Genomic DNA, 14,528 nt, shown 5'->3' on the forward strand with positions numbered 1-14,528 from the left:
TCCTGCACAGGTATACGACACAAAGCATGTCGGTTCCAACAAAACCTTAACAGCCAGCGGTCTTGTCATCAACGATGGCAATAGTGGCAATAACTACCACATCATTTATACAACAAACACAACCGGCGTCATCTCCGTCCGGGATATCAACGTAACGGCCCAAACCGACAGCCGCGTATATAACGGTACCACCAGCTCAAGCGTGGCCCCCGTGGTAGATGCCCTGCAAACCGGCGATGCAATTGGCACTGCTCCTACGCAGGTTTATAATTCAAAACATGTCGCCAACAACAAGACCATGACCGCAAGCGGTCTTATAATCAATGATGGCAATGGCGGATTGAATTATGCAATTCATTACGTAACCAACAATACGGGGATTATTACCAGAAGAGATCTTGACGTAACTGCCCAGCACGATGAACGGGTTTATAATGGCAATACCAGCTCAAGCGTGGTGCCGGTAACAGGCGCGCTTCAAACAGGCGACGTAATTGGCACTGCGCCCATTCAAACATTTGATACAAAGAACGTGGGAACGAACAAAACACTTACCCCGGCCTCGCTGGTGATCAATGATGGTAACAGCGGATTGAATTACCTGGTTCATTATATAACAGATGGTACCGGTATTATTACCAAAAAAGGTATTACCGGTAATGTAACCGCTAATAATAAGGTATATGATGGCAACAGAAATGCATCTATTGCAACCCGCACCCTCACAGGCGTAATTCTTTATGATGCGGTGACCTATACCGGTGGCGCAGCAACATTTGATGATGTGCCGCCAGGCACCGGGCAAAACGTGGGAACCAATAAGCCTGTTACCGCAACCGGGCTGTCTCTTACAGGTGCAGATGCGCTCAATTATTCGGTGAACACCAGCGCCGCCACAACGGCCAATATAACAACCGCCGGGTTAACGATCACCGCCAATGATCTTACAACGCAGTACAGCGATCCGGTTGGGTTTAGTGTAAGCTATTCCGGCTTTGCATCCGGTGATGGGCCGGGCAGTCTTGGTGGTAGCCTTACCTATACAACCACGCCGGCCGCTACAACGGGAACCAGTCCGGTTATTGCAACAGGTGCACCTGGTGTTTATACAATAACCCCTGCCGGCCTTACATCGGGTAACTATTCAATAACCTTTAAAACAGGTACTTTAACCATCACAAAAGAAGATGCGCAGGTGACCTATACCGGCCTCACCCTGGTAGCGACCACCACGCCAACTTCCAGCACGGCCAACTTAACATTAAGTGCCACAATTCAGGATATTACGGCTGTATCGGGCGATCCTGCTTATGACGTTTATGCCGGTGATATCAGGAAAGCAACAGTTACATTTAACATCGATGGTGTTGATAAAGCAACAGTGCCCATCGGTTTGGTTAACGGGTCCGATACAAAAACAGGTACGGCCATAACTACTGTAACAGGCGTTGGTATTGGTGATCACACGGTGCTGATAAAACTGAACGGATATTATATAGGTACTGCTGCCGGCGATAATTCGTTTGTGGTAGAAGTATTCCAGAATACCGGTGATTTTATTACCGGTGGCGGTTATCTGAAGCTGACTAATTCGAGCGGACAAAAACCAGGCGATGCCGGAACAAAGAACAACTTCGGGTTTAATATTAAATATAATAAAGGTGGCACCAATTTGCAGGGAACTATCAATACGATCATCCGGCGTATGGAAGGCGGTGTATTGCATGTTTACCAGGTGAAAGGGAACTCCATGACCTCGCTTACGGTAAATGGAACGGCAACACCGCCAACAGCCGTTTTCAATGGTAAAGCAAATGTTACCGATATCACCAACCCCGCGAGCCCGATCAGTATCGGTGGTAATTACACCTTGCAGGTAAGCATGACCGACCAGGGTGAGCCGGGCACTAACGATAAAATTGGCATAACCGTATTTAATAAGGATGGCGGTATCTGGTACACCAGTAATTGGGATGGTACCCAAACTATTCAGCAAACGCTGGGTGGTGGCAACCTGGTGGTGCATGGCAGCAATGTGGGTACTGCACCAATAGCCAGAACGGAAACCGGCAATCCGGCACAAACAGTAACAACCGTTCCAAATAACCCATTCATCGTGAAAGTATATGGTAACCCCACAATGGATCATTTTAACATCAGTATCTCGGGGTCGGCAGAAAAGATAAGTCTGCGGGTAATTGACATCCGGGGCCGGTTAATTGAGTACCGGGAGAATGTACCGCAAGGCACCCTGCAATTAGGCGACCTGTATTACAAGGGATTCTATTACCTGGAAGTATGGCAGGGCAATCATATACGGCAACTGAAACTGGTTAAACTGTAATATATAGCCATGGAAAACTAAAGAGGCCTCCCGATGCATCGGGAGGCCCTTTTTATTGGTATGATATTTTAAGCATATGCTCATTAAAATTATAATGTGAACCGCAGATCGTTTGTAAAAAATACGGGACTATTGCTGGCAGGTGCTTCCATTACCGGGGTCGCGCGGTGTACCGATCCGGTTCCGCCCAAAAACAAATTGCCGAAATGGAAAGGGTTCAATTTGCTCGATTTCTTTATCCCTGATCCGGTGCCCTTTCAACATGCCACTACCGAAGCACATATTCAATGGATGCACGACTGGGGTTTTGATTTTATCCGCCTGCCGGTATCGTATCCTACTTACCTGAAATTCGATCGCAGCCGTAATATTACGCCTGAAGAAGTATATCAGATAGATGAAAAGCGGGTAGCCGCCATTGATACCATCATTCATTGGGCGCATAAGTACAATATGCATGTAAGCCTGAACCTGCACCGGGCGCCGGGGTATTGTATCAATACGATGTTTCATGAACCGTTCAATTTATGGAAAGAGGAGGCGGCGCAAAAAGCATTCTATTATCACTGGGGTATGTGGGCAAAACGATATAAAAATGTATCATCAAAACTGATCAGTTTCGATCTGGTGAATGAACCCGCTTTTCGCAACGATATAAACGACCCAACAGCGCACACGTCGGCAGTTCCCGGCGAGCTTTACCGAAAAATTGCGAAGGGCGCCATGGACGTGATCCATAAAGAAAATCCCGATTTCCTGATCATTGCCGATGGCAATTCTGGTGGAACCGATCCCGTACCGGAATTGATTGGTTTGCCCATACAACAAAGCTGCCGGGGGTATACGCCTTTCAGCATTTCGCATTATAAAGCCCCCTGGGCCAACCCCGATCCGGAACATATGCCTGTACCGCAATGGCCCGGTAAAACGGGTAATGATGAAACGAATAGAAGCCTGCTCGAAAAATATTATCAGCCCTGGAAAGCCCTGCTGGCGAAAGGTGTGGGTGTGCATTGCGGCGAATGCGGCTGTTTCAGTAAAACACCACATACGGTATTCCTGGCCTGGTTCAATGATGTGCTCGATATTTTATCAAAAAACAATATCGGCTTTGCCCTCTGGAATTTTATTGGGGATTTTGGCGTGCTCGATTCAAACCGTAGCGATGTGGTGTATGAGAACTGGAAGGGGCACAAGCTCGACAGAAAGTTGTTGAAACTGATGCAAAAGTTTTAAATCAATTAAAATGAATCAAAGTGAATATAGATATAAGTTGCCGGTTCCCGGTTTCCGGTTACCAGGCCTTTAATATCAGCATGACCGTCAATACTGAGACGGCCATTGATTAGCGCCCCGGTAACTGGAAACTGGAAACTGGTAACTGGAAACTGGTAACTGGAAACTGGTAACTGGAAACTGGTAACTGGAAACTGGTAACTGGTAACTGGAAACTGGTAACTGGAAACTGGAAACTGGAAACTGGTAACTGGAAACTGGTAACTGGAAACTGGTAACTGGTTTTATTTTGCCCCGGCCGGCGGCACTACCGCGCCTTTATCGATCCATTCTTTAAACTTGTTGTAGAACTCCGTGTAGGAGAGGGGCGGCGTGGTTCTGCCTTCACCTGGCTTCCAACCCCATTTAACGAGACCGGTCTTCATATGCTCTATAAGATCATGGGGGCTTTTGCCGCCATTTGTTTTGGGATCTTTCATTTGCATGGCCAGCTCGTGCGGGCTTTTTCCCTGAAATACCAACTTCATATTGGCCGCAGGCAGGTGCCAGTCTTCAGCACCTGGTGGCATATTTAAACCCGGGGTGTTCTGCGTTTGGTGGCAATTGGCACATTTCAGGGCATACAGGCCCTTGCCATCTTCACCGCGTTTAACGCCTTGCGGATGCAGGTGATTGTCGTCGCCATTTAAGGGCACATCACCTGCGGGATGGCAGTTCATACAACGGGGCGACATAAACACTTTGTATACCTGCAAAAAGGCGTTTTCAGAAGCGATGCGGTCGCTCGCTGAAGTTGCTTTGATCTGCGCCCACGATCTGTTGTCATCATTGTTGGTGAATGACAGGGCCGCTGCTGTTACCACAGCTATTATGCAAAATGAGCTTATTGGTATTCTGGAGTTCATAGTGTTGGTTTACAGTTAAGCTTTCATTAGATCTGCTGCCTGTAAGGGCAGTTTCCTTACGCGTTTACCGGTTGCTGCAAACAACGCATTTGCAATGGCCGGCGCCAGTGGCGGCACGCCTGGTTCGCCCGCGCCACCCATTTTTTCGGTACTATCGGCAATATACACTTCTATCTGCGGCGTTTCGTTCATGCGCAGTATTTTATAGTCGTGGAAATTCCGTTGTTGTACGCGGCCATTATTGAGTGAGATCTCTCCATATAATACAGCGGTGAGCCCGTAGATGATGCCGCTTTCCATTTGTGCGCGCACGCCTTCGGGGTTTACAGCCAGTCCGCAATCAATGGCGCATACCACGCGGTGCACTTTCAAATGGCCATTGTCAAGGGAGATCTCCGCCACCTGGGACACATAACTGCCGAACGATTCGTGCACGGCAATACCGCGGAAGCGGCCGGCCGGTAAGGGCTTGTTCCAACCCGATTTGTCGGCCACCAGCTCCAGCACACCGAGGTGTCTTTTGCTTTTTAAGAGATCACGGCGATAGGCAACCGGGTCTTTGCCTGCAGCGGTAGCCAGCTCATCGATCAGGGTCTCCATTACAAAAGCGGTATGGGTATGCCCTACAGAACGCCACCACAGCACCGTTGGCGGCGCCTTGGGCGAATGCAGTTCTATTGCATGGTCTGGAATAGATTCCAGGTAGGGGCTATCCATCACTCCTTCCGCAGAAGTGGGGTCAATGCCATTTTTGATCATGCCCTGGAAGGGTGTACCGGCCACTATCGATTGCCCCACCAGTGTATGCTTCCAGGCTGCGGGCAGGCCATTCTCGCCAATACCTATTTGCACTGCATGTAGGAAGGCCGGCCGGTAATAACCGCCGCGAATATCGTCTTCGCGTGACCATACGAGTTTTATGAATTTGCCGCTTGCCTTCGCCACCTGTACGGCTTCAGAAACGAAATCTGAAGTAGGCGTGGCCCTTCTGCCAAAACCACCGCCCAGGAACAGTATATTCAGTTTCACCTGTTCAGGTTTAAGTCCCAGGATAGAAGCAGCCGTGGCCTGGTCAACCCCCGGCATTTGCGTACCGGTCCAAATTTCACAGCTGTTGCCGCTTACCTTAACGGTACAGTTCAACGGTTCCATGGGTGCATGCGCCAGGTAAGGGAATATATATTCGGCCTTAATTTGTTTGGTGGTCTTTGCCAGGGCATCGGTTACGTTGCCGGCTTGTGCTGCCGGGGTGCCTTTTGTTTCGGCGAGCTTCCGGTACGAGTCAAACTGCGAGGCGGTGCTGAAATTTTCACCGGGGCCCATGTTCCAGGTGATCTTCAGTGCATCGCGTCCTTTTTTCGCAGCCCAGAAATGATCGGCTATCACGGCCACACCGGTTGGTATTTTCACCACATCACGTACACCTGTGATCGCTTTGGCGGCCGTGGCGTCGAACGATTGTGGGGTGGCGCCAAAAACGGGTGCATGCGCCACCACGGCAATCAGCATGCCGGGGAAATGTACATCCATTCCGAATTGCGCAGCGCCGTTCGATTTGGCTTTTGCATCGAGGCGTTTGGTGGGTTTGCCTAAAAGCAGCCAGTCCTTTTTATCTTTTAGCGTTACGTTGGTTGGAACCGTTAATTTGCCCGCTGCTTCGGCCAGCTCGCCATAAGAAGCGCGTTTATCACCGGCGATCACAAACCCTTTTTCGGCCCGGCAACTGGAAACCGGCACATTGAATTGTTTGGCGGCAGCTTCCAGCAACATGGCTTTGGCGGTAGCGCCGGCCTGGCGGTAGCGGTCAAATTCACTCCAGGTACTGGTTGAACCGCCGGTTATCTGCAAACCATAGGCCGTATGTTTATATGGCTCACCGGGCCCGGCGTGCTCCACGATCACTTTATTCCAGTCGCAATCGAGCTCTTCGGCGATCAGCATGGGCAGGGTGGTCCATACGCCCTGGCCCATTTCCACATGCGCCAGCATGATCTTTACGTTATTGTCGGGTGTAATATTCAAATAGGCGTTGGGAACAAAGGTGCTGTTGCTGCCTGCTTTTTCGCCCAGGCGTTTGGCACTGGCGGGAATAAAAAAGGAAAGCAACAGACCGCCTGTAACGGTACTGCCGGTTTTCAGGAACCGGCGCCGGGTGTATGTAGATTGGCTCATTGTGCACCTCCTGTTTTTTGCATTGCAGCAGCGCGGTGAATGGCTTTGCGAATGCGTGGATAGGTACCGCACCGGCAAATGTTGCCGCTCATGGCGTCATCGATATCCTGATCGGTGGGGTTTGGGTTTTCGCGCAGCAATACGGCGGCAGACATCAACTGTCCGCTCTGGCAATAACCGCATTGCGGTACATCTTCTTCCTGCCAGGCCTGCTGTAAGGGATGACTGAAATCGGTGGATAGTCCTTCAATGGTTGTCACTTTCTGGTTTTCGGCCCGCTTTACCGGCGTTACACAGGAGCGTACTGCCTCCCCATTCAAATGCACGGTGCAGGCGCCGCATTGGGCCATACCACAGCCATATTTGGTGCCGGTTAAATGCAGTACATCCCTGATCACCCAAAGCAGGGGCATGGTAGGTTCCACATCAACCGTATACGGCTGATCGTTGACAGTTAATTTGATCATAAAGATTATTGTTTTGAAAGAGCAATGAGGGTAGGGCTGTAAACGCTACAAATTTGCTCAGGCCAGTATGCTTTTTATGATACTAAATTAAGGCGGGTGAAATGTTAATGAGTTATGTAATTCAAACAAGTAATTACAAAATTCAAACATTTAGCGGAAAGGAAGGAGGTTAAGTTGCCAAATATACGATCTTTTTAATTTAATTATTCCGTTTGTACCACGATTCAACCTTCTGTACCTTCCCGGTCACATCTACGGTTGAATACGTGATGAACGCGGGTTTCAATAGTTCAGCGATCGTCTGCATTTCTTCCCAGGAGCGCATTATATCTTTATCCGGTTTTTTTGAAAAGAATACCTCGTACCTGACAAGGTTGTGCTCATAGGTTTCATAACTGTATACACCCGAAAAAGTGATAGTACTATCCTTGAAAATCGTTTTAATTTCCACCCGGTCTGTCCAGAAAGAGGCGCCACGCAGGGGGCTCGGTTGGGTTCTTAAAATGCCCAGCTCGCGGTCTTTCATGTCAATATCATATCCGCGGTCAATTAATAGGCGGGCCAACTGAGTGAACTTACCGGTAGTATCAGTAAAGTGAAGGATGATGCGATTGCTTTTGTTCAATACGGGAGCGGTAGTGTCCTGTGCCAGTGCAGCAACCCCGGTCAATAATAAAAAAAAGGATAAGTATATTTTTTTCATAACGATGTTTTTAATCCATCCGCCGGTAAGTTTCCACCCGTTGAAAACCGTTGGAGTTACCAATGGTTAAATAGGTAATGGATGCTGGTTGCAATAGTGCTGCGATCTGCTGCATTTCCTCCCATGATTGAAGATTGGCACGAAAGAGCTTTTTTGCATACACCACATCATATTTATAAACATGCGAATAACCTTCTGAATACAATTCGCCTGAAAATGTGATGGTGCTGTCTCTGAAGATCGTTTTTATTGCCAGCTGATCGTTACTGAAATCACTTTCAGACATTCGGCGGGGTTCTGTTCTCAAAATGCCCAGCTCGCGATCTTTCATGTAAATATCATATCCGCGGTCAATGAATAGCCTGGCCAACTGCGTGAATAAGCCGGTGGTATCAGTAAAGTGCAGGAGAATGCGATTGCTTTTATTCCATACGGGAGTGGTAGTTTCCTGTGCCAGTGCAGCGGCACCGGATAATAATAAAAAACAGCATAAGTACAATTTGTTCATAGCAAGGTTTTGAACAAATTTACCGGTGGGTGGCAGGCCTGCGTACCAAAGTTTCGTTAAAGCCGGCGCTAGCCGGTCTTTTTAACATATTGATCACGGTACCAGGTGAACGATCCGTTTGTACAGGTCGGCAAATTCAAAAGGCTTGGTCATATAATCGTTCATGCCGGCATGTAAGCATTGCCATTGTTCGTCTTTCATGGCAGTGGCCGTCATGGCAATGATGGGCGTGGTTAAACGCAGGTTATGACGTATATAATACGTAGTGGCATAGCCATCCATCTTGGGCATTTGCAGGTCCATGATGATGAGGTCATAGGGATCGCTTTGTTGTAAATGCTGAATGGCTTCTTCGCCATTGCTGGCAATAGTAACCGTACCGCCAGCCTTGCGTAAAACAAATTCTATCAGTTTCTGATTGATCTCATTGTCTTCGGCTACCAGTACATTTTTGCCGGCCAGCAGGTGATTGTATTCGGCGTTGCCATTGTGGGCCGGCACCTCGGCCGCAGGTTTGTTATTAATGTCAAATGGCAGCCAGCATTGAAATACAGACCCCTTGCCCACGGTGCTGTTCACGGTGATATCTCCGCCCTGCAGTTGCAGCAATTGTTTACAAATAGTGAGCCCCAGTCCGGTTCCGCCAAAACGCCGGGAAATGTCGTGCCCTGCTTGCGAGAAGCTGTCGAAAATATGATCGATGCTTTCGGCCGGAATGCCCACGCCGGTATCTTTTATGGCAAATGCAATGATAATAGCCTGTGCAGTTTGTTCGCGCACATGTACAGTAATATCAATGCGGCCCTGGTGAGTGAACTTGATGGCATTGCTAAGCAGGTTGTTGAGCACCTGGTTCAACCGGTGCGGGTCGCCGGTGAGCCATTCGGGTATGGCGGGATCAAGATGTACATGCAATTGCAGTCCTTTCGATTGCAGCGGATGCGCAAAAAGCGACACGGTACTGTTCAGCACTTCCCGTATGTTAAAGTCAATTTTTTCTATATGCAATTTGCCGGCTTTTATTTTTGAGAAATCAAGAATGTCGTTGATGATCACCAGCAGGGTATTGATGCTCCGCTTTATCATGCCCGCCATATCCTGCTGTTTTTCTGTGAGCGGTGTTTCCAGTAGCAGATCAGTCATGCCCTTGATGCCATTCATTGGTGTTCTGATCTCATGGCTCATATTAGCGAGGAATTGCTCCTGCATTTTCCGCGCCTGCTGTGCCTCGGCAATAGCGGCTATCAGTTTTTTCTGCGTGGCTTTATGCCGGGTAATGTCTTTATTCAGCATCAACAATATGATGACCACAAACAGGAAGGCGGCTGAGCGGCCAATGTACATGCCGGTTGTCGTGCGCTGGTTTACCCGTTCATTGGCTTCCTGTTGTGCCCGGAGCAGGGTTTTTTCTTCCTGCAGCATGGACTGTAGCAGCGTGCGTATATCGGCAGCGGACCGTTTTTGGGCCACAAACCCGTTTAATAGCGTTTGCGAGGCCTGCAGGTCATTATTGGCGCTGGTGAGGCGGTGTAAGGAATTGAGGTAACCGGCGGGAATGGTCCCTGTTTCAACAACGGTGGTGATGCCGGTATGCAGGGTTTCAATGATATCGCAGGTTCGGCTGATGCGAAAATTGGTACGGTCGATCTTTTGTTTACTGGTATAGATGAACCAGCTTGCGATGGCAAGGGAGATAATGGAGAAAACTAATAACCATGTTATCTTTCTATGTATAACAATGTTACGCTTCAAATTTGGCCGCATGGGGGTTTAGGCCAACCAGCATTAAACCGGAAGGCGCCTGCATTATAATGCCATTTTCTCTAATTTATTGTTAATGCGGTAGAAATTGACCGGGGTTATGCGGGGAGTGAAGGTTGGGGAGGGATTGCTGATTTTGAGATGTAGAGATTTTGAGATTTCATCAGATTTCTTAACTCTGACAAATCTCAAAATCCCTAAAACTCAAAATTTCTTATTTCCTGCTCTTTACTTTCATTCAAATAAATTCTTTATTAGAACTTCAAAGATGAACGCAGTTTTGGCCCTGCACACTTATGGCCCAAATTGTCGCATCTATTGGCAAAACAGCGCAGTTATCAAAAGAAAGGGTTGAAAGCTATGCGCATTCCCGGAGGTTGTTATATTTGTATAATTTTTAGACAATTATGCGTAAAATAATCATGTTCGTTCTCGCAGCTGTATTGTTTATGCCCGGGTTAATGGCCCAGGACGACATCAATCAGTTTGAATTATCGAAGGTGGTAAGTGCCAGTGCCCGTGAAATGACGGCTTTGCTCAGTACGGGCAAAAATCATGAATGTTTGCAGTACATACATCCTGCGCGGTTGCAGGCGGCTGGCAGTGATGAGAACATGATCAAAAAGTTGAATGCGCAGAATGAAAAGTTGCTGGCTGAAGGAGCAGTTATTAAAGCTACGTATTATGAGCAGCCATCGAAAATAGTAAGAAACAATGGAGAGTTGCAATGTACCATTCCACAGCATACTGAGTTAACGACTGCCAAAGGCCGGGTGATCACGCACACGGCATTGCTGGCTATTTCGAAAGACAATGGAAAGAGCTGGAAGTTTGTTGATGCCAGTAATTTCGATATGGCTTCGTTGCGGAAGTTGTATCCTAACCTGAGCCCCCGGATAACGCTGCCGCCCAAACAAAAGCCATCCGTTTTTAATAAAGAATAAAAGGGGGCCGCAGCGATGCGGCTTTTGTTTTTAAGGTACGATCATGATAGAAACGAATAAGATCACCGTTGAAAAGCTTGAGATCTACTGGGATTGCCGGGGAGATGGTGACCATTTTGCAAGAAGCGCCAAAGAAAAAGAAAGGAAGCTGTTTTCTAATGGTGAATGGCGATTGATAGACGAATTATTAAGTGATTATGCTCTTGTAAAAAGGAATTTGGCTGCAGAGCAATATGAGCAGGCTTTTTATGAAAAGCTGGAGGCGTCTTTTTATGATCATGAAGCAAAGGAGCGGTTTTATGAGTTGTGTGATGAAATGGAGGATTGGAGGGGCAGCAGGTAAATGGTTATTGCCGCTTAGTTAAGACATTAAACCAATGGAAATATGGAACTGTTCACTTTTATCATGGAATACCTTGGAGGTATATATGTTAGTCAGGTTAAGGCAATACCATTATTAACAAGCAAAGCGCCAATAGCAAAATGTTAGCGCGGGAACAATCGTAAAGATGGCTAATGCCTGCACGTCTATCGTCAATTTCTGCACGTCTATTGGCAAAAATAACTCACTTATCAAAAAATGACCAATTAAGGATGTTAATATGAATTGCCTGTATTAGTTCTGTGTGAAGTTATGAGTAAAAAAATATTGCAATTAATTGCTTTTTTGTTTTTATTTCAGGCATTGTCTGCCCAAAATACCCTCGATCAAAAATCCATAGCTGAAGTAATAGTTAAAGATGCCACTGCAATGGTTTCTTTTTTGAATGCGGGTGATTATAAAGGATATTTAAAATACATTCATCCGGTTAGGATTGAGGCAGGCGGCGGGGAAGCAAGGGTGATCTCTCAATTGGATAACCAGTATGGTCCATTAAAAGCCAAAGGGATAGTAATTAGTGGGACGGTTTTTGATCAGCCATCAGAAATTGTAAAAAGTAAGAATGAGCTCCAATGCACTATATCGCAGCAAACAGAGGTGAAGGTCGCTAAAGGCAGGGTGGTTACTTACACAACTTTTATTGGCTTCTCAACCGATAATGGCAAAACCTGGAAATTTGTAGATACAAATAATATCGACATCGCTATTATCCGGAAATTATTTCCGAACCTTAGTCCCAAAATAACCATACCGCCCAAAAAGCAGCCAACAGTATATAACGAATAAATTAAAGGAGCACAGGATCCAATTGCCTGATCGCATTGAAAAAAATTGTGCCGAATGATCAACGCCGTTCTCGCTCAGGCAGGACGGTTTTGCTATTCTCTCAAAACCGTCAACGCCGGTAAACAACCAATTCACCTGCTTTAATCATCTTCATTTTTACACGTCTATCGCCAATTTCTACACGCCTATTGGCAAAATTACACACTTATCAAAAAGTGACTAATTATGATATTTTATATACGTTGTCTGTATTACATTTGTGCCACCCAAACCAAAACACGTAGATCCGCACATGAGAAAAAAAATACTGCATTTACTATTGATCTGCATGTGCATGCTATGGAGTCAAATGGTTAGTGCACAGGATAAAAGACCTTCTGTTGATAGTATCATAAATATTCCCTCGGCTTATTACTCAAAAATTGAAAACAAATACGAAGGCCTGGAAGACCGGGTAACGAAACAAACAGAAAAATACCTTCAACGATTATTTAACCGGGAAAAGCGACTGCAACGCAAGCTGGCTAAAATAGATTCAACCGGCGCCAAACAACTGTTTGCCAATTCTGAAAAGCAGTATGCTCAAATGATGGACAAAATAAAGTCCACAAGTAGTAAGGTTTCCGGGAACAGCGGCGCTTATATCCCGATGCTTGATTCGGTAAAGACCAGTCTCGCGTTCCTGGGCCAGAACAGTTCATTATTATCTCAGTCAAAAGAGGTGCAGGAAAAGCTGAAGGGTTCACTCTCGAAGGTCGATCAGCTACAAGGCAAGCTACAGCAGAGTGAGCAGGTGAAAGCCTTTATTCAGCAACGAAAACAGCAAATAAAAGAATCGTTAAGTAAATATACCAACCTGCCCAAAGGTATTACCAATGAGTTTGATGGGTATAAAAAGGAAGCCTATTATTATCAGGCTCAAATGAAGGAGTATAAGGAAGCGCTCAATGATCCCGGCAAGATGATTGAGAAAGGGCTGACTTTATTAAACAAGCTGCCTGCTTTCACGCAGTTCATGAAACAACACAGCGAGCTGGCCAGTTTGTTCAGGCTGCCCGACAACTATGGCACCCCGCAAAGTTTGGCCGGCTTGCAAACCCGGGCGCAGGTACAACAGCAAATTCAAAATCAATTGGCCAGCGGCGGCCCCAATGCTCAGCAATACCTGCAGCAGAACCTGCAGGCGGCGCAGTCGCAGTTGAATACGCTAAAAAACAAAATAAATAATCTGGGTGGCAGTGGCAGCAGTGGCGATATGGACCTGCCCAATTTTAAACCTAATAACCAGCGAACAAAAACTTTCTGGCAACGCCTGGAATACGGCACCAACATTCAAACCGCCAAAAATAATTTCTTTCCTACCACAACTGATCTTGGGTTGTCAGTCGGTTACAAAATAACAGATAAAAGCACCATAGGCGTGGGCGCCAGTTATAAGATGGGGTGGGGGCAGGATATTAAACATATTGCAATTACACATCAGGGTATGGGGCTTCGTTCTTACCTCGATATAAAACTCAAGGGAAGTTTCTTTGCCAGCGGTGGCTTTGAATATAATTACCAGCCAATGAATGCAGACAGCCTGTCATCAACGAGCGGTATGCACTGGAACGAGATCTCCTCCTGGCAACAAAGTGGGTTGATAGGGATCAGCAAGATCGTTTCTATAAAAAGCAAATTTTTCAAGAAAACCAAACTGCAATTGATGTGGGATTTTCTGAGCTATCAGCAGGTACCGCGCACGCAGCCGGTGAAATTCAGAGTAGGATATAATTTTTAACTGGCTCATTAAAGCATTTGAATATACCCCAACCAATTTATATATGAAAAGAAGTCTTTTGGTTATTTGCATGTCGTTTTTGGCCGGCATGGAAATAAAAGCGCAAACGAACTCCTTTCCCGCCAGCGGCAATGTTGGTATTGGAACAACGAGTCCCGCATACCCACTGCATATTGTTAATACCAGCTCTGGTTCTCCGGCTACGATATCATTAAAATCTGCTTATTCAGGAACTTCAGATGTATACCTTGGTGGTCTTGGCGATTACGGAGCAGTTCTATCATATAATATGGACCCGGCAAATGGAACGGTTACCAATAATGCTATATCGCCTAATCAATTTAAAGCAGTGGCCATTAGTGTTGGTGGTTACAACAATCCCTTCATGTTTTCGGTGACTAATTTTCCATCGGGCAGCATAACACCAAGAATGGTAGTTGATTGGAATGGTAATGTGGGAATTGGCACCACTAGTCCTGCTGCAACGCTACATGTTCTTCCTGCTTTAGTTGGTGATGGAGGCGTTAAATTTAGTAATGC

The 14,528-nt window shown here is 46.6% G+C and carries 13 protein-coding genes; 7 read left to right on the forward strand and 6 right to left on the reverse strand.

Annotated elements, in window-relative coordinates; all coding sequences use genetic code 11:
- Positions 1 to 2,344, forward strand: a 2,344-nt coding sequence (locus A3860_RS34455; protein WP_143774412.1) for a YDG domain-containing protein, incomplete at its 5' end; no start/stop codon positions are given.
- A gap of 96 nt (positions 2,345 to 2,440) precedes the next feature.
- Positions 2,441 to 3,580 carry a glycoside hydrolase family 5 protein gene (locus A3860_RS34460; RefSeq protein ID WP_081155148.1) on the forward strand — a complete coding sequence of 380 codons (1,140 nt, stop codon included), beginning with the start codon at positions 2,441 to 2,443 and terminating at the stop codon, positions 3,578 to 3,580.
- A 284-nt stretch (positions 3,581 to 3,864) separates the two neighbouring features.
- Here A3860_RS34460 and A3860_RS34470 read toward each other — a convergent pair whose 3' ends face one another.
- From A3860_RS34470 to A3860_RS34495, 6 genes are all read right to left on the reverse strand, one after another.
- Positions 3,865 to 4,485, reverse strand: coding sequence for a hypothetical protein (locus A3860_RS34470; RefSeq protein ID WP_081155149.1), 621 nt, complete (start codon positions 4,483 to 4,485; stop codon positions 3,865 to 3,867).
- A 15-nt stretch (positions 4,486 to 4,500) separates the two neighbouring features.
- A complete protein-coding gene (locus A3860_RS34475; RefSeq protein ID WP_081155150.1) occupies positions 4,501 to 6,657 on the reverse strand; it encodes a xanthine dehydrogenase family protein molybdopterin-binding subunit in 2,157 nt (718 codons plus the stop codon).
- On the reverse strand, positions 6,654 to 7,124 hold the full coding sequence (locus A3860_RS34480; RefSeq protein WP_081155151.1) for a (2Fe-2S)-binding protein: 471 nt from the start codon (positions 7,122 to 7,124) through the stop codon (positions 6,654 to 6,656). Before A3860_RS34480 ends, A3860_RS34475 begins: the two co-directional genes overlap by 4 nt.
- 199 nt (positions 7,125 to 7,323) lie before the next feature.
- Entirely contained in the window at positions 7,324 to 7,827 is a 504-nt protein-coding gene (locus A3860_RS34485; RefSeq protein ID WP_081155152.1) for a hypothetical protein, read from the reverse strand.
- Between the two features lie 10 nt (positions 7,828 to 7,837).
- Positions 7,838 to 8,335 (reverse strand): hypothetical protein, encoded by a 498-nt coding sequence (locus tag A3860_RS34490; RefSeq protein WP_081155153.1) that lies wholly within the window; start codon positions 8,333 to 8,335, stop codon positions 7,838 to 7,840.
- A gap of 93 nt (positions 8,336 to 8,428) precedes the next feature.
- A complete protein-coding gene (locus tag A3860_RS34495) occupies positions 8,429 to 10,087 on the reverse strand; it encodes an ATP-binding protein (protein WP_158085453.1) in 1,659 nt (552 codons plus the stop codon).
- A 416-nt stretch (positions 10,088 to 10,503) separates the two neighbouring features.
- Between A3860_RS34495 and A3860_RS34505 the strand changes: the two genes are divergently transcribed.
- The 5 genes from A3860_RS34505 to A3860_RS34525 all read left to right on the forward strand — a co-directional run.
- A complete protein-coding gene (locus tag A3860_RS34505) occupies positions 10,504 to 11,040 on the forward strand; it encodes a hypothetical protein (protein ID WP_143774413.1) in 537 nt (178 codons plus the stop codon).
- A gap of 43 nt (positions 11,041 to 11,083) precedes the next feature.
- The gene (locus tag A3860_RS34510; RefSeq protein WP_081155157.1) at positions 11,084 to 11,383 is read left to right on the forward strand and encodes a hypothetical protein; all 300 of its coding nucleotides are present in this window, start codon (positions 11,084 to 11,086) and stop codon (positions 11,381 to 11,383) included.
- Between the two features lie 291 nt (positions 11,384 to 11,674).
- Positions 11,675 to 12,208 (forward strand): hypothetical protein, encoded by a 534-nt coding sequence (locus A3860_RS34515; protein WP_081155158.1) that lies wholly within the window; start codon positions 11,675 to 11,677, stop codon positions 12,206 to 12,208.
- A 292-nt stretch (positions 12,209 to 12,500) separates the two neighbouring features.
- Positions 12,501 to 13,988, forward strand: coding sequence for a coiled-coil domain-containing protein (locus A3860_RS34520; RefSeq protein WP_081155159.1), 1,488 nt, complete (start codon positions 12,501 to 12,503; stop codon positions 13,986 to 13,988).
- 43 nt (positions 13,989 to 14,031) lie between these two features.
- Positions 14,032 to 14,528 (forward strand): hypothetical protein (locus tag A3860_RS34525; protein WP_216823581.1); only part of this gene is annotated, 497 nt, incomplete at its 3' end.

The organism is Niastella vici (assembly GCF_002077945.1).
Lineage (GTDB): Bacteria > Bacteroidota > Bacteroidia > Chitinophagales > Chitinophagaceae > Niastella > Niastella vici.

Bases quoted from the DNA above. Each gene is read 5' to 3' on its own strand.
- A3860_RS34470 (WP_081155149.1), bottom strand. From the start codon at position 4,485: ATGAACTCCAGAATACCAATAAGCTCATTTTGCATAATAGCTGTGGTA.
- A3860_RS34475 (WP_081155150.1), bottom strand. From the start codon at position 6,657: ATGAGCCAATCTACATACACCCGGCGCCGGTTCCTGAAAACCGGCAGT.
- A3860_RS34480 (WP_081155151.1), bottom strand. From the start codon at position 7,124: ATGATCAAATTAACTGTCAACGATCAGCCGTATACGGTTGATGTGGAA.
- A3860_RS34485 (WP_081155152.1), bottom strand. From the start codon at position 7,827: ATGAAAAAAATATACTTATCCTTTTTTTTATTATTGACCGGGGTTGCT.
- A3860_RS34490 (WP_081155153.1), bottom strand. From the start codon at position 8,335: ATGAACAAATTGTACTTATGCTGTTTTTTATTATTATCCGGTGCCGCT.
- A3860_RS34505 (WP_143774413.1), top strand. From the start codon at position 10,504: ATGCGTAAAATAATCATGTTCGTTCTCGCAGCTGTATTGTTTATGCCC.
- A3860_RS34510 (WP_081155157.1), top strand. From the start codon at position 11,084: ATGATAGAAACGAATAAGATCACCGTTGAAAAGCTTGAGATCTACTGG.
- A3860_RS34515 (WP_081155158.1), top strand. From the start codon at position 11,675: ATGAGTAAAAAAATATTGCAATTAATTGCTTTTTTGTTTTTATTTCAG.
- A3860_RS34520 (WP_081155159.1), top strand. From the start codon at position 12,501: ATGAGAAAAAAAATACTGCATTTACTATTGATCTGCATGTGCATGCTA.